The sequence below is a fragment of the Vibrio sp. A1-1 genome (assembly GCF_021728175.1).
Classification (GTDB): domain Bacteria; phylum Pseudomonadota; class Gammaproteobacteria; order Enterobacterales; family Vibrionaceae; genus Vibrio; species Vibrio diabolicus.
In genome coordinates this window covers 1-20,938 of record NZ_JAKKCL010000017.1, presented here as the reverse complement: position 1 = coordinate 20,938, position 20,938 = coordinate 1, and the positions used below count along the sequence as shown (strand labels likewise).

Genomic DNA, 20,938 nt, shown 5'->3' with positions numbered 1-20,938 from the left:
TTCGCATAGTAACAGAAAAGCATTGGCTGTCCAGTACTATGCGTTTAAGTGGTCAAGATTAACGCAGTGTACTCTTCATTACGCGTGCTTTCTCTCTTGCCCAGTCTTTTTCTTTTAAATCCGTACGTTTATCGTGCAGCTTTTTACCTTTTGCTACGCCAATTTTTAGTTTCACCCAAGAGCGAGACCAGTACAGAGAGAGGGCCGTTAATGTCATACCTTCACGGTTCACACGTCCGAATAGGTTGTCTAGTTCACGACGACTCATTAGTAGTTTACGCACACGTGTGGGGTTCGCCACAACGTGTGTCGATGCCTGATTTAAAGGAGTGATTGTCATGCCACTCACAAAGGCTTCACCGTCACGCATAAATACGTAACTTTCAGAAATATTGGCTTTACCTTGGCGAAGGGCTTTCACTTCCCAACCTTGGAGCTCCAAGCCAGCTTCGATTTCATCATCGATGAAATACTCGTGGCGAGCTTTTTTATTCAGCGCGATAGTATTGCTACCCGCTTTTTGTTTCGTTTTTTTCTTTGCCATAATAGCGACATTATACGGGTTGGATATCGGATAGGAAATCCTTTTATTTGCGCAATCGTGGAATAAAAGTAAAATTGGCAGGAGCTTTAAATCTGTACATGTATCGATAGGAGTATGTATGAAGCAAGTCAGCCGTTCTGCGCTTGTGTCTTTTAGTGCTGAACAGATGTTCAATCTGGTTAACGATGTTGCTAAATACCCTGAGTTTCTGCCTGGTTGCTCGGGCTCTAGAATCATTGAGTCTTCGGGTAATGGTATGGTGGCTTCTGTCGATGTGGCGAAGGCTGGTATCAGCAAAACGTTTACTACTTCAAATGAGCTGATCCCAGGCCAAGCAATTATGATGAACTTGGTGGATGGTCCGTTTAAGACATTGCGTGGTGGTTGGATTTTTACCGCGCTAGATGAGCAAGCTTGCAAGGTTGAGCTAAAGCTTGAGTTTGAATTCTCAAGTAAAATGATTGAGATGGCCTTCGGTAAGGTTTTTAACGAGCTTACCAGTAACATGGTAAATGCATTCACTAAACGCGCAAAACAGGTCTACGAGTGTTATGAGTATTGAGTCAGATATGATTCACGTAGAGGTTGTCTATGCTCTTCCTCATGAACAGCGTGTATTTAATTTAGTGGTGAATAATCACGCAACGGTAGAAGAGATCATTCGACAATCTGGCGTGTTAGAGTTATACCCTGAAATTGATTTATCTAAGAATAAAGTGGGTGTGTTTAGTCGTAATGTGAAGTTAGATGCGACCGTTCGAGATCGAGATCGAATAGAGATATATCGTCCGTTACTCGCAGACCCGAAAGAGATTCGTCGTAAGCGGGCGGAGCAGGCTAAAGCCGAGGGGAATGCAGACCCAGTCACCGGTGGTAAGCCTAGCTCTGTACGTAAGAATAAGTAGACTTGATATCAATCCCAATGGATGGCGTCATTGATTCAAAGTGTGATTGCGCGATATCTAGATAATAAAAAACCTCTCATGTGAGAGGTTTTTTGCAAAAGTCGTTTACTGAATCTGTTCGTAAAAAGCGTCACTTTTTGGGAAGTCACCACTGATATCTGCGAGTGTGCCTTGGTCGTTAAAGTTAACGATCAGGTCTTTTTGCACTGGATCACCGTGACCAGGAGTATGGTGATAAATGTAGTACCAAGTGTTCGGGTAGCCGTTTTCAATAAGCATTGGCGACCCTAGTACGAAGCGAACCTGTGCTTTAGTCATCCCAAACTTTAATTTATCTACCGCACTTTGTTCTACATAGTTGCCTTGGTTGATATCAATGCGATAAACCAGTTTTTCCAATACCGAACATCCTGTCAGCAATGTCATTGCTAATGGTACGGCAACTAACCACTTCTTTAATTGCATAATAATTTCTTAGTAACCTTTAAAATACTGCGCTGATAATAAACAAGCTCGACGCAGATGTAAAAAGCTATGCGTCGTATGATAGGAAATCTGACAACGAATTTTGAGTTGAGTTGCATTTATTGATTCTCTCACATGTATGTTTATGTCGATGAGCGGTTTTCTATCCAGTTTAAGCGGTAACTAATGACAAATAGCCAAGTTATTGAGCTATGGGGTGGCACTGACCATTATTTCGAAAGGGAATCAGCACCCAAGCACTTTGATATGGTGATGGGGGAGGTAGAGTCACGGAGCAGTGTTCGTGACTCTATCTTTGGAAGAGCATGGCTAAGCGGCGATGAGGAGCTCTTTGGCGTTTGCAAGGGTAGAATCTGTAATTTGGCTACCTCCAAGTAGGCGAGCTAATTCTGCCACACGTTGTTGTTCATCTAATGCGTGCATTTGTGTTTCGGTTTGGCCAGCTTTTGTTTGTTTAGCCACGAACATTTGTTGATGGCCACAACCCGCAACTTGAGGGAGGTGAGTGACACACAATACCTGAGTAGACTCGCCAAGCTTGCGTAGCATTTTGCCGACTACAGCTGCTGTTGGACCACTAATACCGACATCCACCTCATCGAAGATCAAGCTTGGTGTATCCACTTTCTGAGCGGTAATCACTTGGATAGCTAATGAGATGCGTGATAGCTCACCGCCTGACGCAACTTTTGCTATAGGTTGCAATGGCTGTCCTGGGTTGGTCGATACTAAGAAGCACACACTGTCCATGCCAAGTGGTGATGGGTGCGTGTTTTCATTGCTGACTTCGATATTGAATACCGCTTTTTCCATGCTCAATTCGTGCATGCTTTGCGTGATCAGCTTATTCAGCTCTTTAGCGTAACGGCTGCGTGATTTGTGTAGTTTTTCTGCTTGGTTTAGGAAGCTTTGGTACTTTTGTTCCACTTCTTGCGCGAGTTCATCTAAACGTTCATCAGAGCAATCTAACGCTTCTACTTGGGCCAGAAGATCTTGGTGATGTTGGTATAGTTCTTCTGGCATCACGTGGTGTTTGCGAGCAACAGACATCACTTTAGAAAAACGTTCTTCTACATAAGCCATACGAGCAGGATCCACATCGATGCCATCTAGATAACTGCGTAATTCGTTCTTCGTTTCTTCCAGTTGAATCATCGCTTCTGACAACATGTTGGGTAGCTCAGATAGCTTTTCATCTAACTCAGCTAGTTGAATTAGGGAGTGATTGGCCGATTGCAAAATACCAAGCGCATTGACTTCTTCACCTTCGTAAATAAGTTCGATGGCTTGCTGACAGGTAGTGGCGAGTTCACCACTGTTGGATAGTCGTTTGTGCTCTTGCTCGAGCTCTGCAAATTCTTCTTCACCTAGCGATAACTCATTTAGTTCTTTGATTTGGTATTCAAGCAACTGTTTTTGCGCCTGGTTTTGCTGGCTATTTTCTTTTAGTTGCTTGAGGTTATTGTCTGCCTGACGCCAATGTTGGTAAGCACTTCGTGTGCTTTTTAGTAGGTTCAGATGGCCTGCATATTGGTCGAGCATAGCCATTTGGTGTTCGCTTTTCATCAATTGATGATGAGCGTGTTGCCCATGGATATTGATCAGCAGTTGCCCTAGAGATTTGAGTTGTGATAGTGGGACAGGACTGCCATTAATGAAGGCTCTTGAGCGACCTTCTTTTGTGATGATGCGACGCAAAATACATTCACTGCCATCAAGCAGATCGTTATCTTCTAGCCAACGCGTTGCATGTAGGTTGTTGTCCAGTAAAAAAGCGGCACTAACTTCGGTTTTTTCTTCACCTTGTCGAACCATGCCAGCTTCGGCTCGTCCGCCTAAGCAGAGCCCAAGTGCATCGATAGCAATGGATTTACCCGCGCCTGTTTCACCTGTGATGGTGGTCATGCCCTTAGACAGCTCGAGTTGTAAAGACTTAACAATCGCAAAATTATTAACACTTAGATGAGCCAGCATTTTTATTTACCTGTATAACTGAACAATACTGTATAAGAGAACAGTATATACTGTTTCTTTATACAGTAAAGACAGGTGAGAAAAAATTTCTGTGTGGGGTGCTTTTTTGTGATGAAGTGGGAAAAATGAGCCGAAGTGATTACAACGACTCATTAAAATTGAACAGGTTACGGACGAGTTGGGTTAATCGTGAGCGGCTCTAATGTGACTACTGCATTCACACCAGCACCTGGATGATCCACGTATGATGTGTCTTGCATTAGTGTGTAGTAAACGTCGACGAAGTCATCATCATTCGTTAGGACGCCGTCAGGGATCGTGTCGATGATCTTATTCGTGATTTGCGGAATAATCGCGTAAGCCTGAACTTCTGGATCTGGAATCGCTTTCAGCACTTCTCCAGCAACTTGAACAAGGAGTTTTGCCAACTGTTTATAGTCTGTACCATCATCTTGTTCCATGAGCACGATGTCCGCAGCGCCCCAACGGTAACGAGACCAGTGAATAATGATCTGATTTGGGTAGTAATCTTGGTTATCGTAGTCTAAGTATGGAAGCTCTACTAAATCGAGAGTAGGTTCATCACGACTTGGATTGACGCCCGTTACGATAGCGTAGATTTCTGCCTTGCCAGAGATCCAAGGTTCTTTGTCATCGGCTAGACGGATCTTTTTCAACTGCGTTGTTTGAATTGGAGCCGCTTCGCCCACTGTGCTACTTGACAATAGCGGTGCATTTTGGCGTTGTTCATCAGCAATATATGGTTGAACTAAAGCTGGCTGACCGAGTTTTTTCATCTCAGCTTGCATAGCTTGCAAGCCTGCTTTTAGCTCTGCAGAGCTGTTGTTATCAACAACGAGTACAGGTACCTCAGGGAGTTGGTAAACATCGAGTTGATGGATGTTGCCATACACATCAAATGCTTCGATATATTGCCAATTCTCATCATCACCACTTGGTTCAAATGCAAATAATGGCTCGACCTCGCCACTTTGCCATGCTGTTATCATGCTCTCATTCGCTAAACGAACTTCCAGCAACTGATCTGAGTATTCAGAAATACCTTTCCAGCTACGAATTTGAGTGTCAGCTTGTACAAGCTGACGGCTAAACTCGGAGTTGGGGTTTTGTTGAACAAATGCTGATACAGAGACGCTAGTCTGTTGTGGAGTAATATCTCTTCTCAACATGGGTTCAATGGCAGCATAGTTCTCACTCAATTGTTGAGCGAGGGCACGCTTCGTCTTAGTGATATCTTCCGCTTTTGCGTTGGATACACTGTTGACTTGCGTTTCCTCTGATTGGCAGCCAATAAGTGCTAATGTACTGAGAACAGACAGAATGATGGTTTTCTTCATAATATGTCCTTTATTGATTTTATGAAATAGAGTTAATACTCTATTCATGGTGAGAATATCACCGGACATAGATCATTGAATTTGCTTTTCTATCTTTTGTGTAAACTTTGCCCACAGGATCAAAATTTATAAACTTCTCTTTAATGACAGCAAATATCGTGTCGCCTCACTACTTTGTGTCTATTTCTTGTCTAAGAAAGCCAAAAGCCAGTGGCAATTAAGCTACTGGCTTTTTTATTGAAGTCATTTCCCTGAGTAACAAGTGTTAGAACAATTTACTAGACCAGCCAAGCTTATTCCGTAAGACGTGATAGTAGCTGTAGTCTTTTGGATGGATGAGCTTTAGTACATTTGGACTTTGATAGATGTGGATTTCGTCTCCTGGAGAAACAGGGAGAGACACTTGTCCATCACAGCTAACTTCTTGTGTTCCTCGGTTCTCTGGTGACACCACCAATTTAATTCGACGCTTTCCATCAACCACCAAAGGTCGACTCGACAAGGTATGAGGAAACATTGGCACGAGTGAAATGGCATTCAAGCTAGGCGAAAGAATTGGACCACCGCCAGAAAGCGAATATGCGGTCGAGCCCGTTGGTGTAGAGACAATCAAACCATCGGCTCGTAAAGAGAAGGCGAAGCTTTCATCAATGTACACTTCAAATTCAATCATATGGGCAATTTGCCCTGGGTGAAGTACAGCTTCATTTAGCGCAGCGTTGTGGCTTTTAATTTGCCCGTGACGGTGTACTTCCGCTTCTAAGAGAAAGCGCTCTTCTTCAATATACTCACCGTCGAGTACCGCTTGCAGAGACGCTTGGAACTCGTCTGGGTTTAAGTCAGTTAAGAAGCCCAGGTTTCCACGGTTCACCCCTATGACTGGTACATCAAATCGGGATAAAATTCTTGCCGCGCCTAGCATGTTGCCATCCCCACCAACCACAATGGCTAGATCGGCATTTTTTCCTAGTTCAACTAAACTGGCAAATTGACTCTGCGGGATATCATCCAGTATTGCGGCAAGGCGATCGTCAATAAATACTTTATAGCCTTCAGAGGTCAGCCATTGGTACAACTCTTTATGAGTTTGAATTGCTTGTTGATCTCTTGGTTTTCCGATAATCGCGATCACGTTACATGGATTTTTCATAGCATTTCCGCATTAAAGAGGCTTGAATCAGGAATCTTCATCCCCATAATAATGGCAAGTCACCTAAATATGCGAATTTTTATGTGGTTAAAGCCCGCAAAAACGCGCATGGCTTTAAGGGCATTATGTTGAATTCTGGAGATATCATGAGCAACGAAGAAAACAAAGTTACAGAAGAAGAGCTTGATCAAATCATCGAAGAGGCTGAAAAAGTAGAAGCTGAAGCACAAGAAGTAGAAGCTGAGCTTGAAGAAATTGGTGATGAGACAGACGCTAAGATTGCTCAACTAGAAGCGGCACTATTGTCTAGCGAGGCAAAAGTAAAAGAGCAGCAAGATGCGGTGTTGCGTTCTAAAGCTGAAGTAGAAAACATGCGTCGTCGTACCGAGCAAGAGATCGATAAAGCACGTAAGTTTGCGTTGAACAAGTTTGCCGAAGAGTTGCTTCCTGTTATTGATAACCTAGAGCGTGCAATTCAAGCGGCAGATACAGAGAATGAAACGGTTAAGCCGTTCCTAGAAGGTGTTGAGTTAACACACAAAACGTTTGTCGACGTTGTGGCGAAATTTGGCTTGAAAGCAATCAACCCTGAAGGTGAAGCATTCAACCCAGAGTTCCATCAAGCGATGTCGATTCAGGAAAGCCCAGATCATGAATCAAACACAGTTATGTTTGTTATGCAAAAAGGTTACGAACTAAACGGCCGTGTGATTCGTCCGGCAATGGTAATGGTTGCTAAATAACCTTAACTGCCTGTTTTCAAATATAAAGCGCCCATCATTTTTTGATGGGCGCTTTTTTGTTTTAAACGTAAGTTGTTGTAATGAGCTTCATTGTATATCGATAAAATGGAAGTTTGATCCCCTTCATATTTTTTCTTATTGGTTAATTATTTTCCTATAGGAGATTTCTTCTCATCTCACTGCGTGTTTATGAACGAAGAGGGCTATAAGTAATTGTAATCATTCGTTGTGTGAATGTTTGTCCTGCATAGGAATGTAAAGATAGTCATTTTTTCTACAACAATTCCGTTAACAAAAATGTAAATTATGACTTTATTTTGTAACCTTCGTGTGTATGATTTGCGACTAATGCTTTAAAAGTAAGCATATATAACTACAAAGATGTAAATAGCAAACACAACATATCGGAGATTTATAATGGATAAATCGCTTTCTAGTAAGATTTTTATAGGCTTGTTTGCCGGCCTTGTGCTCGGAACAGCAATTCAGTACTTATTTAGCGGTATTGCGATTTTTGATACATACCTACTTGGAGCAGCAGAAGGCGTTGGCGGCATGTTTGTCTCGCTGATCAAATTGCTTGTTGTTCCTTTAGTTTACGTTTCAATCGTATGCGGCATTGTTGACTTGAAAGACATCAGTGCATTTGGTCGTCTTGGTGGAAAAACTTTTACCCTCTACATTCTTAACACCATCATTGCGATTACGGCGGCTTTGACTGTTGGTTTGATTTTCCAGCCAGGAGCTGGTGCTAATCTGGCAGGAACGGTATCTGAGGCCGTACAGCTGACGACGACAGAAACGCCGGACATTTTCTCTCTAGTTGTTAACATTGTTCCTAGCAACCCAGTACAAGCGTTTGCTAACGGCGACATGCTGCAAATCATCTTCATGGCAATTCTGACAGGTCTTGCAATTCAAGCTTTGGATTCTCGTGGTGGTCCTGCCATCCGCACGTTCAAAATGGCAAATGAAATCATGATGAAACTGGTTGGGTTAGTGATGAGTCTTGCGCCATATGGTGTGTTCGCGCTAATGATTCAATTGGGTGCAACACTAAACGCCAATACATTGATGTCCGTGGCTGGTTACGTGGCTTTGGTGGTTGCGATGTTGGTGTTCTGGATCTTCTTCTTCTACCCAATGGCAGTGAGTATTGCGACCGGAACTTCTCCAAAGACTTTCCTACGTGCAACTCGTGAGCAGATTCTGTTCTCTCTATCTACCGCGAGCTCAAACGCGACTATCCCGGTAACGATGCGAACACTGACAGAAAAGCTTCAGGTCTCTAAATCGGTTGCTGGCTTCGGTGTACCACTGGGCGCAACGATGAACATGTCTGGTGTGTCTATCTATATTGCTCTAGCAACGATGTTTGTTGCGAACGCTTTTGGCCAGCCAATTAACACCGCAGACATCTTCACGCTTGGTTTAACTATTCTTCTATTATCTATTGGTGCTGGTGGCGTTCCTGGAGGCGGCGTGGTAATGGTAGGCGTTTTGCTTCATCAACTAGGCTTACCACCTGAAGGCTTGGCAATTATTGCTGCGGTTGACCGTATTAATGACATGTTCTGTACGTCTTCAAACGTTGTGGGCGACACGGCGGTAAACACCATTGTTGCAAAAACAGAAGGTGAGATTGGTAAAGAAGAAGGCGTTGACGCTGAGCCTGCTCAAGCGAACGCTTAATGTCTTGAATCATTTATTTTAACCCTAATATTGAAACGAGCTCTTATGAGCTCGTTTTTTTGTTTAGGAAGAGTCGGGCATAAATACATTTACCTGAGAAATGGTGTTTTGTTGCGCTACAGCAGTGTGACGAGTTCCCAACTAATCAGAAAGAAACACATAAATTTCGAAAAAAGACGCTTTTTTTTAATTCTGCCCTTGAAAAGCATTTTGCCGCCCTTATCTATGTGGCATAGAGAAGCAAACATTGATTATTTTTGTTTGTGAGCAAGGGTTGAAACCCGATTCTCCTCCCCCCACATTGGGGTTATAACCAAACGAAAATAGAATTTATTCGGAGATAGCCAGATGGGTAAAATCATTGGTATTGACTTAGGTACTACTAACTCATGTGTTGCTGTATTAGACGGCGACAAACCACGTGTAATTGAAAACGCAGAGGGCGAACGTACTACTGCATCGGTTATTGCTTACACTGACGGTGAGACGCTAGTAGGTCAACCTGCGAAACGTCAAGCAGTAACTAACCCAGAAAACACGCTATTTGCAATTAAGCGTCTAATCGGTCGTCGTTTTGAAGACGAAGAAGTTCAGCGTGACATCCAAATCATGCCTTACAAAATTGTTAAGGCTGACAACGGTGACGCTTGGGTAGAAGCAAAAGGCCAAAAAATGGCGGCTCCTCAGGTTTCTGCTGAAGTTCTTAAGAAAATGAAGAAAACTGCTGAAGATTTCCTTGGTGAGGAAGTAACTGGCGCAGTTATCACAGTACCTGCTTACTTTAACGATGCTCAGCGTCAAGCTACAAAAGATGCTGGCCGTATCGCAGGTCTAGAAGTTAAACGTATCATCAACGAACCAACAGCAGCAGCGCTAGCTTACGGTCTTGATAAGAAAGGCGGCGATCGCACTATCGCGGTATACGACCTTGGTGGTGGTACATTCGATATCTCTATCATCGAAATCGATGAAGTTGAAGGCGAGAAAACATTCGAAGTTCTAGCGACTAACGGTGATACTCACCTTGGTGGTGAAGACTTTGATAACCGCCTAATCAACTACTTAGTAGACGAGTTTAAGAAAGAGCAATGTATCGATCTTAAGAACGATCCACTAGCAATGCAGCGTGTTAAAGAAGCAGCAGAAAAAGCGAAAATCGAGCTTTCTTCTACTTCTCAAACTGACGTAAACCTACCTTACGTTACTGCAGATGCAACTGGTCCTAAGCACATGAACATTAAAGTGACTCGTGCAAAACTAGAATCTCTAGTTGAAGACCTAGTACAACGCTCTCTTGAGCCACTAAAAGTAGCTCTAGCTGACGCTGATCTATCAGTAAACGACATCACTGACGTAATCCTAGTTGGTGGTCAGACTCGTATGCCAATGGTTCAAGCGAAAGTTGCTGAGTTCTTTGGTAAAGAAGCGCGCCGTGACGTAAACCCTGACGAAGCAGTAGCAATGGGTGCTGCAGTTCAAGGTGGTGTACTTGCTGGTGACGTTAAAGACGTACTACTACTAGACGTAACTCCACTGTCTCTAGGTATCGAGACAATGGGTGGCGTAATGACTAAGTTAGTTGAGAAGAACACAACTATCCCAACTAAAGCGAACCAAGTTTTCTCTACAGCGGAAGACAACCAGAGCGCGGTTACTATCCACGTTCTACAAGGTGAGCGTAAGCAAGCGATGTACAACAAGTCTCTAGGCCAATTTAACCTAGAAGGCATCCAGCCTGCACCACGTGGTATGCCACAAATCGAGGTTACTTTTGACCTTGATGCGGATGGTATCCTACACGTGTCTGCGAAAGACAAGCAGACTGGTAAAGAGCAGAAGATCACTATCCAAGCTTCTGGCGGTCTAAGCGATGAAGACATCGAGAAAATGGTTCAAGAAGCAGAAGCTAACAAAGAAGCGGACAAGAAGTTCGAAGAGCTAGCGACTGCACGTAACCAAGCTGACCAAATGATTCACGGTACTCGTAAGCAAGTAGAAGAAGCTGGTGAAGCACTACCTGCAGAAGAGAAAGAGAAGATTGAAGCAGCAATTTCTGAGCTAGAAACAGCGCGCAAAGGCGAAGACAAAGAAGCTATCGATGCTAAAGTTCAAGCACTAATGACCGCTTCTCAAAAACTGATGGAAATCGCTCAACAACAAGCTCAAGCGCAGCAAGCACAAGGTGCTGACGCCGATGCACAGTCTAAAGAAGACGACGTTGTAGATGCTGAGTTCGAAGAAGTTAAAGACGACAAGAAATAATATTTCTTAACCAGATGGCTGCAAAGCCATCTGGGGTCGATAAGACTTCGTGTGCGGGCGTTTGGGGCAACTCTTACGCCCGTCTGTTTGTAAACGCTGTCTTTCTAGTTAAGTATGTTGCGGATAAGTGCACTTACCTAGAACGATACAAACACCAAGCGGTGAATCGATGCCGTTTGTAGTAATTAACTGGTGACGAAGAACATGTCAAAACGTGATTTTTACGAAGTATTAGGCGTAAGCCGTGATGCCTCAGAGCGCGATATCAAAAAGGCGTACAAGCGTCTAGCGATGAAATTCCACCCAGACCGAAACCAGGGTGATGAGTCTGCGGCGGACAAGTTTAAAGAAGTAAAAGAAGCGTACGAAGTTCTGACCGACCCTCAAAAGAAAGCGGCGTACGACCAGTACGGTCATGCTGCTTTTGAACAAGGCGGCGGTGGTTTCGGTGGCGGCGGCTTTGGTGGCGGCGGTGCTGATTTCGGCGACATCTTTGGCGATGTATTCGGCGACATTTTTGGTGGTGGTCGTCGTGGCGGTGGTGGTCACCGTGCTCAACGTGGTGCGGACTTACGTTACAACATGGAACTGACGCTAGAAGAGGCGGTTCGTGGTGTAACGAAAGAGATCGAAGTACCAACACTAGTACACTGTGATACCTGTGATGGTAGTGGCGCGAAGAAAGGCTCATCTGCTGAAACATGTGGTACCTGTCATGGTCATGGTCAAGTACAGATGCGCCAAGGCTTCTTCGCAGTGCAACAAACCTGTCCAACCTGTCACGGTAAAGGCAAGATCATTAAAGACCCTTGTAATGAGTGTCATGGTCAAGGTCGTAAACAGAAAACCAAAACACTTAACGTTAAGATCCCTGCAGGTGTTGATACTGGCGACCGTATTCGTCTATCTGGCGAAGGTGAAGCGGGAGAGATGGGAGCTCCAGCGGGTGACTTGTATGTACAAGTGCACGTGAAAGAGCACCATATCTTCGAACGTGATGGTAACAACCTATACTGTGAAGTGCCTGTAAGCTTTGCGATGGCGGCTCTAGGTGGTGAAGTTGAAGTACCAACTCTAGATGGTCGCGTAAGCCTAAAAGTACCTTCAGAAACGCAAACAGGTCGTATGTTCCGCATGCGTGGTAAAGGTGTGAAAGGCGTTCGCGGTGGCGGTATCGGTGACTTGATTGTTAAGTTGGTTGTTGAAACACCAGTAAACCTAAGCTCACGCCAAAAAGAACTGCTCAAAGAGTTTGAAGAGTCTTGTGGTGGTGAAGCGGCGACAAAGCACAAGCCTAAATCAGAAGGCTTTTTCAACGGTGTGAAAAAGTTCTTTGATGATTTAACCAGCTAGACGTTAGTGAAAAGCACAAATACAAAGGCCTGCTAAAATGCAGGCCTTTTTGCATCTCGGTGTTCTTTCTAATTCCAGCAATCACTTGGTTCTTCGACATTTGTTGACGTTAAAGTAATCGTTTTAGCGCCAGTCAAGCACTCGTCGTCGTCTTGTCCCAGAGCCGATTTTGCTGTTGCTGTAATGGTATAGGCCGTACTTGCAGAGCTCGCAATATTGAAAGAAAATCTATCTGTGTCTGAATCACATAGAGTGCATGTGCCTCCAGAGATAATATGACTCCAGTCGTACCCACCATCATAAGATGTCTCTAGCTCTAGCTGAATTCGACTAAGATCGCTCAAGGCAACCGTCCTATGAGACTTGATTACATGATTGGTGTAAGAAGGGTAGGCGACAGCCGCAATGATCCCGACAATCACTACGGCTATCAGTAATTCGATCAATGTCATCCCTCCCAATCTTTTTTTGTAGCTGTTACAGCGAGAAATTCGAATCATCACGAGTAGTTTCCTTTTCACTTTTCCGCCTATTTTTGGCAGGTGATAGCATCTGTGCAAGATGAATTACGGCCCTTTTGCCGTTTACATAGGAATTTGGGAAATGCCTCGCGGGTTTACGTTGTTGGAGCTTCTTATTACTGTTGCTGTGCTGAGTATTATATTGGCGTTTGCAGCACCATCTTTCCAAAATGTTTTTGAAACCAACAAAATGCAGCGCTTAGCTAATGAATTGCATGGCTTTGTTATTGAAGGCAAGTCTGAAGCAGTATTACAGCGTGAAAGACTTTGGGCACACATCATCATGCCCGGTAGTGCATCCAGTGATGGTAATTGGCGTATCGAGCTTACTGATAACGGAACGGAGGGAGAAGGGACAGTTTTGTTCTCTTTTTCAGGAACACCTTATGAGGGGATCGTCGTTACACCTAGCTACGCTTCAGACCAAATCAGTTTTGACGACGTTTATGGCCGTCCGTCATCAGGCAGTATTCGTTTTTATCCCGTAGGGGAACCTTCAAAAGTCCTCAAACTTATTTCCCACACTTTGTCTGCTCGCGTGCGAGTGTGTAGTGATAGCAGCAATACAGAATATTACGGTTATTCAACTTGCTCTTAAAAGGATGATTATGTTTAAACAAAAAGGGGCAAGCCTTGTTGAGTTTATGATCGCATCTGCACTTGGGCTTATTTCTCTTGCGACAGTGGGGGCAATTTATGTGAGTGGTCAAAGGGTGATAATGGAACGGTCGAAAGAGCTAATGTTGTTACAGAACTCTGAAAGTGTCGTGCAAATGCTCAAGAGTGACATTCAGCGTGCTGGTTTTGATGGTAACGATGGCAATTCTATAAAAATATCTGGCTCATCAAACACAATTTACACTCTCGATGATGTTGATAGAGGGGTGATTGCTTATGCTTATTACATAGGTGTTTCTGGCGCTGGCGCTAGCTCTTTTCCTTTATATAAAAACGTAGCTTATGAGCAACGAGTTAGCACGCCAGAGTCGCTATTTGTTTGTGAAAAAAAGCAAACAACGATATGGGATGTTGATGACGTGATTAACCTTGCAGGCACTGGCTCATGTAAAAATCTTTTTGATAAGAAAGTTATTCACGTTAATCGTTTTGACCTTACTAGTGAACTGTTAGAAAGCACTGATGCAAAAAGTGTACTGGTGACCGTTACATTGGGAACCGAATTGAAAGATGCGACTGATATTCACACTCAGCAGTCGTTTACTGCGATGCAAAGGAACTGGCAGTAATGAAGAAACAACAAGGTGCAGCTGCGTTGTTAGTTGTGAGCGTATTGCTAGTTGTGGCATTAATGATGTCTCTCGGTAGCTATAAATCCCTCTTTTACCAAATTAAACGAGCCAATAATCAAATTGAAGCAAGACAGGAACATTGGCGTGCAGAAGGAGGGCTAGAGTGCGTCTATAGCAAGACAAAAATAAATAAAACATTGCCAACTAATGTGAATGATTGCATCACAGCTATGGGGCTTGATGCCTTAACATATTCCTCGGGCTCTTCAAGTCTAGTGACTTCAACGATAGGTAATCGGGAAATTAAAAAGACCATTAAACTACCTACAAGCAGTGGGGCTGGAGCGATAAAATCTAAATCCGACCTCGTGATTAATGGCTCATATACGAGCTCTCCAGATCCGAGTAAAAGTCTCGGTAATAATTTCTGGGAATGCACTTCTGTTCTTTACTACAACTTTTTTTATGCAACAAGTGTAAACACTTTTCACCCCTATCAGCTATCTGATAAGCCTTATTCGAGTTTCCCTGACAGTCCTGCAGGACAAGAACAAAAGTGCGCATCTACTCACTATAGTTGGGGAACAAGTGTTGCTGCATCTGAGAGTGATTATCGTCAGTCTTCGGATATGGATCCGTTTAAAGATGTATTTGATGTCCCTCGAAGTGAGTGGTTCGATGTGATGTCGGATAATTCCCTGTTCGGATATGTACCCTTGTCATTAAATAGTATGAAATTGAACTCAAAAGCAGATCTCCCTTCTCCTGTATTCAACGAGACATGCGCGGAGGGGATTGTTAGCAATATCGAAAATGGGAAAGATCTTATTTGGGTTTATGGTGGCTGTGAAATTAATACGGCCGATTTTACGAGTATAAAGAACGCCATAGATAATAGCCTGGGTGGGAGCGGGATAATTCTAGTCGTTCAAGACGGTATTTTTTCTACGATAGGCACGCAGGATTTCAAAGGAATGCTTTACCACTTTATTTCTCCGCTGTATACCGAACCTACAACTGGGGCTACATTTGATTTTACCGACTGGTCTGGCTCTGCCAATGATGCCGCATTGGATGGCGTCATAGCGGCTTTAAAAACAACAGTGCCTATGGAAAAGACAAAGGTTGGCTATTTTCAGCACGGTGCATTTAACCCGTTAGGAGGATTTGTCATGGATGCACCAGGAACATTTGCACTCTTTAATGCCGCGTTATCATTCCAATACAATCGCGATGTAATTGAGGAGCCTCAAGAGAAGCTGAAGAAAGCACATTGGAAAAAGGGCTCTTGGAATGATCTCTAAACAAAAAGGATTTAACCTTCTAGAAGTCTTAATTTCTTTCCTGCTTCTTGGCGTAGGCGCGTTAGGTTTAACGAAGCTAAACGTGTATCTAGAACGCGAATCCGAATATGCCATAAAAAGTATTGAAGCACTGCGTCTAGCAGAAAACCAGCTCGAATGGTTCCGGACGCGTGGTGCTTCTGCGGCGATGTCTACCATCACACCTGCAAATTTTGCTTCTATTGCAACAGGCTCTTCTGTTACTGGATCTTATGTCGTCGAGTGGGAAGTTCCAGCTGCCACGGTTTCAGGAACACTGAAAACTATCACTATTACCTCTAGCTGGAAGGATAGAATCGGCGAGACGCGATCAGTTCAGCTTAAAACGATGATCTCACAATACAGTGAATTCGAAAACTAAGTTCAATTGCATCCGCTGAGACAAATGCGGGTGTAATTCCTGTTTGATACCGGATTTGTCACGGTTAATAAATGGTTTTTGAACTGTTAATCGAGTTGATGTGCTACTGTTTTTATTATGTTTAATTGAAGTGGTGTTTTTGCAAAATATGTCTCCAATTATGAAAAAAAATATAGAACCTTGTGCTTTCTCCATTAGTGTTTACTAGAATACTCGTTGGATAGTAGGCCGTCATAATTACTCAAATAGGCCTTGGCACCAACATCATTCACTATGGAGTTACCATGAGTAACCAAGCTGTAAATAAGGCACCATCATCGAAGCCGAGCGGTATGGAGCGCTTTTTAAACTTTATCGAGAGGACAGGTAACAAAATCCCTGATCCTGCGATTTTGTTCTTCTGGGCATTGATCATTACTTGGGCGGCGTCAGCACTTTTATCGAATGTATCATTCGATCTTCCAAACCCTCGAACGGGCGAAGCTCTTACTATCACCAACTTACTTACGGGCGAAGCGCTAGCAAGTTTCCTTGCTAACATGGTGACGACGTTTACTGGCTTTGCGCCATTGGGTATCGTGCTTGTCGCAATGCTAGGTGTGGGTGTTGCAGATTCTTCGGGCTTTATTACGACGGGTCTTAAGAAGATGCTGAACTTCACGCCAGCTAAGCTTCTTACTCCAATGCTTATTTTGGTTGCTATTGTATCGCATACTGCGGCAGATGCAGGCTATGTTCTGGTTATTCCTCTTGGCGGTATTATCTTCCATGCGGCAGGTCGTCACCCTTTAGCGGGTATTGCGGCAGCATTTGCAGGTGTATCTGGTGGCTTCTCTGCAAACTTTATCCCTTCAGGTATCGATCCACTACTAGCTGGCTTTACACAAACCGCGGCGCAGGTTCTTGATCCTGAATATGTGGTTAACCCATTAGCGAACATCTTCTTCACTGGCCTATCTTCCATCATTATTGTGGGGATTGGTTGGTACGTGACAGAGAAAATCATCGAGCCTCGTTTATCAAAAATGCCAATTGATGACGATGCGGAAACCGCGCCAAACCTAGGCTCATTTACTGAACTGGAATCAAAAGCATTCCGTTATGCAGGTTGGGCAATGATGGCGGGTATTGCTTTACTTGTTGCAGCGTTAATTCCAGAAACATCAGCTCTTCGCTCGCCTGAAGGTGAAATTACGGCCTTCTCAGCACCGATAATGAAGTCTATCGTGCCGTTGATCTTTATTCTGTTTATCATTCCTGGTTACGTTTACGGTAAAGTGTCAGGTACGTTCAAGACCAGCAACGACATTATCAAAGCGATGGCTGATACTATGTCGACCATGGGCGCATACATTGTAATGTCGTTCTTCTGTGCTCAGTTCTTATCTGCATTTGCTCAGTCAAACATCGGTACGATGCTAGCGTTGTATGGTGCAGAAGGTCTGAAAGCGATGAACTTACCTGGTGAAGTGACCATCATTGGTATGATCCTTCTAACTGCGTCTGTAAACCTACTTATTGGTTCTGCATCGGCAAAATGGGCTTTAATTGGTCCAATCTTAGTGCCAATGCTAATGGCGGTTGGTATCTCGCCTGAGCTGTCTCAAGCGGCTTACCGTGTGGGTGACTCTGTATCGAACATCATTTCGCCTCTAATGGTATTTTTCCCTCTTGTAGTGGTTTACTGTCAGCGTTATGTGAAGTCGGCTGGTATCGGTACGCTTGCGTCACTAATGATGCCATTCTCGATTGCAATGCTGATCGGTTGGTCTATCTTCCTAGTTGCTTATTGGATGGTAGGTATCCCGCTAGGCATTCAAGCTCCTTACACTTACACAATGTAAAAACGTGTAGGGTGTGAAAGCCGCTAATTGGCAGCCAAAAAGCGCAGGTCTTCGATCTGCGCTTTTTTGTTCTCGCAAAACGAACATCGATAGGTCTTGTAACTAGGTTTTTTGGAGTTGCAAACTTTGTCCCGTGATGTGTTGCTGTAGTGAAACCGAAGTTGGTGCTAAAATTCCTGAATTCAATCGTTTTTTGTTTCTTTGGAGCCTCCTTTGTCTAACCATCCGTTTACCCCTCAAGATGAATTGTTTATGCGCAGAGCGATGGTGCTTGCTGAGCAAGCAGAAGCTGAGGGGGAAGTACCTGTCGGCGCAGTGCTTGTCAAAGATGGTGAAATTATCGCTGAGGGGTGGAATCGCTCTATTGGTACTAATGACGCTACCGCACATGCTGAGATTCAAACACTGCGTAAAGCAGGCCAAAAGATAGAAAATTACCGCCTTCTGGATACGACTTTGTATGTAACACTTGAGCCATGTCCAATGTGTGCCGGAGCCTTACTGCATAGCCGCGTTAAGCGGGTCGTTTTTGGAGCGCCAGATTTAAAAGCGGGAGCAGCAGGAACAGTGCTTAATTTGTTTGAAAGCCAAGCTGCTTACCATTACGCCTTAGTTGAAAAGGGGCTGCTAGAAGATGAGTGCCGCACTCAGCTACAAGCGTTTTTTAAGCGTCGCCGAAAGGAAATTAAAGCAAAGAAACAAGCACAAAAAGCATTAGAAAATGGAGAGAGCGAACAAGGTAGTGGGAGTAGTGAGGGCTAGCAAACACCTACAACGTGGTAGATGTTTGCTTGGACGCACTAGTGATTGACTAAATGTACAAAAACACGATTACGTGAACTTACTTTCTTTTTCATACATGTCAGTTTACGTTTACGTCGGATAGCAGCTACTGTGTTATTTAAACGCTTTGACTGCACTCTACGTCTTCTCATATTCAAAACCTCCTGCAGACAAGACTTATACCAGTAAATAGCGGTTCATCGATGCTTTACAATAGGCTCGATAATCGCACTAAACATTTGATGGTTTAACGTTCTTCATTTGACTTCTGCATTGCACAGAGCCAGCAAACAATTTCAATACGGTGCTTAATAATATGAGTGACGTTATTTCGGCAGAGCGTAGCCGAAAGCGCCGCTTCATCAAGTGAGCTAAACCATGTGGTTACGAAGCAATCTGTTACAAAGCAATCAGTTTAACTAATGGTGAAGAAAAGGCGACCAACCATAGGAATGATTGAGTGTGGTTGGTGTCACTCAGAGTCTTGGATTCTAGATAAGTTTTCGCTAGGACTCAATAAAAATGACGAGCTCATGGGCTCGTCATTTTTTAGTTTACAGGGGGTCTATTCTTCAAGGCTTTCTTGTTCGGTGTCTTCTTCAACCGTGACATCAGAAGCACCTGAGACTTGCTCGACGACAACCTCTACTGCTCCTGATATCAAAATGTCGGGGTTGAGCGGCGGAATCACTTGTAAGTCATCGCTATTCTCATCAATCGCTGGCTGTTGGCTGACATGACCAATGATGGATTGGTAGTAACGTCGAATATTTTCTACGTAATTACGCGCTTCATCACCTCTGGCGTACCCATAGCGAGTTTGACTGTAGTAACGCTTCTGACGCAGTAAAGGCAATCTGTCTTTTACATCCGCCCAAGCGTTTGGATCGCCACCTTGCGCTTTAGTAAGTCGTCGTGCGTCCATCATGTGGCCATAGCCAATGTTGTATGAAGCCAGGGCAAACCATATTTTTTCATGCTCGTTGATGCTATCAGGCACGCGACCTACAATGCGACGTAAGTACTCGACACCACCACGAACAGATTGCTCAGGGTCTAAACGGTTTGTTACCCCGACGCTTTTCGCTGTTGGCAGAGTAAGCATCATCATCCCTCTAACACCCGTTGGCGATTTTGCCGCTGGCTTCCAGTGTGATTCTTGATACGCCAATGCTGCAATTAAGCGCCAGTCGAACTCTTCGCTGTACTTTTGGAATAAAGGTGCCCACTTAGGCAATTTGTCATCCAGAGCTCGAATGAATGCGCGAGTATCAACGTAGTCAAATGCTTCAATATGACCAATGTACTTCTCTTCGAGAGTGGACAGTTCTCCTGATTGTTTAATGTTACCGAAAAACTCTATCAGCATCGCATACAAACTTTCGTCTTCAGAACGTCGAGTAAACCACGATACTGGTTGATCTTCTGTAAGCTCAAACGCGAGCGCAAGATCGGGGTAAAGGCGCTGAGCTAGGGAAAGCTCCACAGAGTCAGTCACAGTAAAACGCAACTCACCAGTGGATACATATTTAAGTAAGTCTCTCGTGTCAGCATCGCCAACAATTTCAAACTGCAGCTCTGGGTATTGCTTCTTTAATGCGGTTAGGGTCGGAACATATTGCGATTGTTCGACGATCTTTAATGTTTGCGCGCCAGCATTTGTATCTTCGTCTGATTCGCTGTCTTTCGATGCTTGGTATTCAATCAGTTGTTCGATATCACGTGGTCGAAGTTGCCCCTTTTTATACACAACTTGTTGGCTTACATAATAATAAGCAGGGCCCGGTCTAAAGCGTTTTACCGCTTGTGACGTTTGATTTAAGCCCGTAGCGATGAGATCAATATCTCCTTTCTTAAGAGCAGGAAAAAGCTCGGCTTGGCGAAAGGCAGGTTTAATCTCGAGCTTGACGCCGAGCTGCTCCGCAAACTGACGCGCCAATTCGTAATCCAACCCAGCGGGACCATCGGGACCAATATAATAGGAAAGCTGATTGTTTAGCGTGCCAACACGAAGCACGCCACGTTCCTGAATTTTTTCGAATTCACTTTTGGGTTCCGACTCAATCTGGCAGGCAGAGAGTAGTAGCACAGAAACAAAAATTAGGGCGCTGCGCTTGAGTCGGTTGAGCTGGCTTATTTGCATTAATAGGTACATCTTAGGAAATTTCTATTTGCCTTTATATCAAAGCGAGCTCATGGGGCAAAGTGAATCACACACTTATAGCGTGACATTGTGTGTTTTATCGTAATCGTTCACCAAGGTAACTTGACTTGATATTAACGGAGGGCGAGAGCCGCCTATAGATCAAAGACGTTGGGGTACGCTCTCTTCGCCACAACAGCCGTGATGATTTCACTCAACACTGACA

Annotated in this window: 19 protein-coding genes; 12 read left to right on the top strand and 7 right to left on the bottom strand. The window is 44.0% G+C overall.

The genetic code is table 11. The features are described 5' to 3' along the window. Positions 1–58: 58 nt before the first annotated feature. Complete coding sequence (gene smpB, locus L3V30_RS19780; protein ID WP_005391476.1) at positions 59–544, bottom strand: SsrA-binding protein SmpB; 486 nt, start codon at positions 542–544, stop codon at positions 59–61. A 118-nt stretch (positions 545–662) separates the two neighbouring features. Between smpB and L3V30_RS19775 the strand changes: the two genes are divergently transcribed. Together L3V30_RS19775 and L3V30_RS19770 are read left to right on the top strand one after the other, a co-directional pair. Beyond that, entirely contained in the window at positions 663–1,106 is a 444-nt protein-coding gene (locus tag L3V30_RS19775) for an SRPBCC family protein (protein WP_005391473.1), read from the top strand. After that, positions 1,096–1,449 (top strand): RnfH family protein, encoded by a 354-nt coding sequence (locus tag L3V30_RS19770; protein ID WP_005391471.1) that lies wholly within the window; start codon positions 1,096–1,098, stop codon positions 1,447–1,449. The genes L3V30_RS19775 and L3V30_RS19770 overlap by 11 nt, the downstream gene beginning before the upstream one ends. A gap of 105 nt (positions 1,450–1,554) precedes the next feature. On the opposite strand, the gene bamE is transcribed toward L3V30_RS19770, so the two are convergent. From bamE to nadK, 4 genes are all read right to left on the bottom strand, one after another. After that, positions 1,555–1,914, bottom strand: coding sequence for an outer membrane protein assembly factor BamE (gene bamE, locus L3V30_RS19765; RefSeq protein ID WP_005391468.1), 360 nt, complete (start codon positions 1,912–1,914; stop codon positions 1,555–1,557). Between the two features lie 330 nt (positions 1,915–2,244). Next, entirely contained in the window at positions 2,245–3,909 is a 1,665-nt protein-coding gene (gene recN / locus L3V30_RS19760; protein WP_104969114.1) for a DNA repair protein RecN, read from the bottom strand. A gap of 167 nt (positions 3,910–4,076) precedes the next feature. Further along, positions 4,077–5,267, bottom strand: a complete 1,191-nt coding sequence (locus L3V30_RS19755) for a DUF3103 domain-containing protein (protein ID WP_005391464.1) — start codon at positions 5,265–5,267, stop codon at positions 4,077–4,079. A gap of 265 nt (positions 5,268–5,532) precedes the next feature. Next, on the bottom strand, positions 5,533–6,417 hold the full coding sequence (nadK, locus tag L3V30_RS19750) for an NAD(+) kinase (RefSeq protein WP_005391462.1): 885 nt from the start codon (positions 6,415–6,417) through the stop codon (positions 5,533–5,535). A 146-nt stretch (positions 6,418–6,563) separates the two neighbouring features. Between nadK and grpE the strand changes: the two genes are divergently transcribed. The 4 genes from grpE (at position 6,564) to dnaJ (ending at position 12,467) form a co-directional block, all read left to right on the top strand. After that, positions 6,564–7,160: a nucleotide exchange factor GrpE gene (grpE, locus tag L3V30_RS19745; RefSeq protein ID WP_012842091.1), complete on the top strand. Its 597-nt coding sequence runs from the start codon at positions 6,564–6,566 to the stop codon at positions 7,158–7,160. 417 nt (positions 7,161–7,577) lie between these two features. Further along, the gene (locus L3V30_RS19740; protein ID WP_047010172.1) at positions 7,578–8,852 is read left to right on the top strand and encodes a dicarboxylate/amino acid:cation symporter; all 1,275 of its coding nucleotides are present in this window, start codon (positions 7,578–7,580) and stop codon (positions 8,850–8,852) included. A gap of 348 nt (positions 8,853–9,200) precedes the next feature. Continuing rightward, a complete protein-coding gene (dnaK, locus tag L3V30_RS19735; RefSeq protein ID WP_237309626.1) occupies positions 9,201–11,114 on the top strand; it encodes a molecular chaperone DnaK in 1,914 nt (637 codons plus the stop codon). Between the two features lie 204 nt (positions 11,115–11,318). Further along, the gene (gene dnaJ / locus L3V30_RS19730; RefSeq protein WP_005391453.1) at positions 11,319–12,467 is read left to right on the top strand and encodes a molecular chaperone DnaJ; all 1,149 of its coding nucleotides are present in this window, start codon (positions 11,319–11,321) and stop codon (positions 12,465–12,467) included. Between the two features lie 68 nt (positions 12,468–12,535). Here the strand turns inward: dnaJ and L3V30_RS19725 are convergent, their stop codons facing one another. Next, the gene (locus L3V30_RS19725) at positions 12,536–12,967 is read right to left on the bottom strand and encodes a type IV pilin protein (RefSeq protein WP_047010170.1); all 432 of its coding nucleotides are present in this window, start codon (positions 12,965–12,967) and stop codon (positions 12,536–12,538) included. 103 nt (positions 12,968–13,070) lie between these two features. Between L3V30_RS19725 and L3V30_RS19720 the strand changes: the two genes are divergently transcribed. From L3V30_RS19720 to tadA, 6 genes are all read left to right on the top strand, one after another. After that, entirely contained in the window at positions 13,071–13,586 is a 516-nt protein-coding gene (locus L3V30_RS19720; protein ID WP_171058408.1) for a GspH/FimT family pseudopilin, read from the top strand. 10 nt (positions 13,587–13,596) lie between these two features. Further along, the gene (locus L3V30_RS19715; protein ID WP_139059803.1) at positions 13,597–14,235 is read left to right on the top strand and encodes a pilus assembly protein PilW; all 639 of its coding nucleotides are present in this window, start codon (positions 13,597–13,599) and stop codon (positions 14,233–14,235) included. Continuing rightward, a complete protein-coding gene (locus tag L3V30_RS19710; protein WP_237309623.1) occupies positions 14,235–15,542 on the top strand; it encodes a hypothetical protein in 1,308 nt (435 codons plus the stop codon). Before L3V30_RS19715 ends, L3V30_RS19710 begins: the two co-directional genes overlap by 1 nt. Then, the gene (locus L3V30_RS19705) at positions 15,532–15,942 is read left to right on the top strand and encodes a prepilin-type N-terminal cleavage/methylation domain-containing protein (protein ID WP_074190965.1); all 411 of its coding nucleotides are present in this window, start codon (positions 15,532–15,534) and stop codon (positions 15,940–15,942) included. The genes L3V30_RS19710 and L3V30_RS19705 overlap by 11 nt, the downstream gene beginning before the upstream one ends. Before the next feature lie 284 nt (positions 15,943–16,226). Next, positions 16,227–17,786, top strand: a complete 1,560-nt coding sequence (locus tag L3V30_RS19700; protein WP_017635695.1) for an AbgT family transporter — start codon at positions 16,227–16,229, stop codon at positions 17,784–17,786. Between the two features lie 213 nt (positions 17,787–17,999). Next, positions 18,000–18,548: a tRNA adenosine(34) deaminase TadA gene (tadA, locus tag L3V30_RS19695; protein ID WP_182036875.1), complete on the top strand. Its 549-nt coding sequence runs from the start codon at positions 18,000–18,002 to the stop codon at positions 18,546–18,548. Positions 18,549–19,134: 586 nt separating this feature from the next. Here the strand turns inward: tadA and mltF are convergent. Continuing rightward, the gene (gene mltF, locus L3V30_RS19690) at positions 19,135–20,712 is read right to left on the bottom strand and encodes a membrane-bound lytic murein transglycosylase MltF (RefSeq protein ID WP_191907355.1); all 1,578 of its coding nucleotides are present in this window, start codon (positions 20,710–20,712) and stop codon (positions 19,135–19,137) included. Between the last annotated feature and the right edge of the window lie 226 nt (positions 20,713–20,938).

What these genes read in the sequence shown, in the direction of transcription:
- L3V30_RS19710 (WP_237309623.1), top strand. Translation starts at nt 14,235, where the DNA reads ATGAAGAAACAACAAGGTGCAGCTGCGTTGTTAGTTGTGAGCGTATTG.
- L3V30_RS19755 (WP_005391464.1), bottom strand. Translation starts at nt 5,267, where the DNA reads ATGAAGAAAACCATCATTCTGTCTGTTCTCAGTACATTAGCACTTATT.
- L3V30_RS19720 (WP_171058408.1), top strand. Translation starts at nt 13,071, where the DNA reads ATGCCTCGCGGGTTTACGTTGTTGGAGCTTCTTATTACTGTTGCTGTG.
- L3V30_RS19705 (WP_074190965.1), top strand. Translation starts at nt 15,532, where the DNA reads ATGATCTCTAAACAAAAAGGATTTAACCTTCTAGAAGTCTTAATTTCT.
- recN (WP_104969114.1), bottom strand. Translation starts at nt 3,909, where the DNA reads ATGCTGGCTCATCTAAGTGTTAATAATTTTGCGATTGTTAAGTCTTTA.
- L3V30_RS19775 (WP_005391473.1), top strand. Translation starts at nt 663, where the DNA reads ATGAAGCAAGTCAGCCGTTCTGCGCTTGTGTCTTTTAGTGCTGAACAG.
- L3V30_RS19725 (WP_047010170.1), bottom strand. Translation starts at nt 12,967, where the DNA reads ATGATTCGAATTTCTCGCTGTAACAGCTACAAAAAAAGATTGGGAGGG.
- mltF (WP_191907355.1), bottom strand. Translation starts at nt 20,712, where the DNA reads ATGCAAATAAGCCAGCTCAACCGACTCAAGCGCAGCGCCCTAATTTTT.
- dnaK (WP_237309626.1), top strand. Translation starts at nt 9,201, where the DNA reads ATGGGTAAAATCATTGGTATTGACTTAGGTACTACTAACTCATGTGTT.
- bamE (WP_005391468.1), bottom strand. Translation starts at nt 1,914, where the DNA reads ATGCAATTAAAGAAGTGGTTAGTTGCCGTACCATTAGCAATGACATTG.
- grpE (WP_012842091.1), top strand. Translation starts at nt 6,564, where the DNA reads ATGAGCAACGAAGAAAACAAAGTTACAGAAGAAGAGCTTGATCAAATC.
- L3V30_RS19770 (WP_005391471.1), top strand. Translation starts at nt 1,096, where the DNA reads ATGAGTATTGAGTCAGATATGATTCACGTAGAGGTTGTCTATGCTCTT.
- smpB (WP_005391476.1), bottom strand. Translation starts at nt 544, where the DNA reads ATGGCAAAGAAAAAAACGAAACAAAAAGCGGGTAGCAATACTATCGCG.
- L3V30_RS19715 (WP_139059803.1), top strand. Translation starts at nt 13,597, where the DNA reads ATGTTTAAACAAAAAGGGGCAAGCCTTGTTGAGTTTATGATCGCATCT.
- L3V30_RS19740 (WP_047010172.1), top strand. Translation starts at nt 7,578, where the DNA reads ATGGATAAATCGCTTTCTAGTAAGATTTTTATAGGCTTGTTTGCCGGC.
- nadK (WP_005391462.1), bottom strand. Translation starts at nt 6,417, where the DNA reads ATGAAAAATCCATGTAACGTGATCGCGATTATCGGAAAACCAAGAGAT.
- L3V30_RS19700 (WP_017635695.1), top strand. Translation starts at nt 16,227, where the DNA reads ATGAGTAACCAAGCTGTAAATAAGGCACCATCATCGAAGCCGAGCGGT.
- dnaJ (WP_005391453.1), top strand. Translation starts at nt 11,319, where the DNA reads ATGTCAAAACGTGATTTTTACGAAGTATTAGGCGTAAGCCGTGATGCC.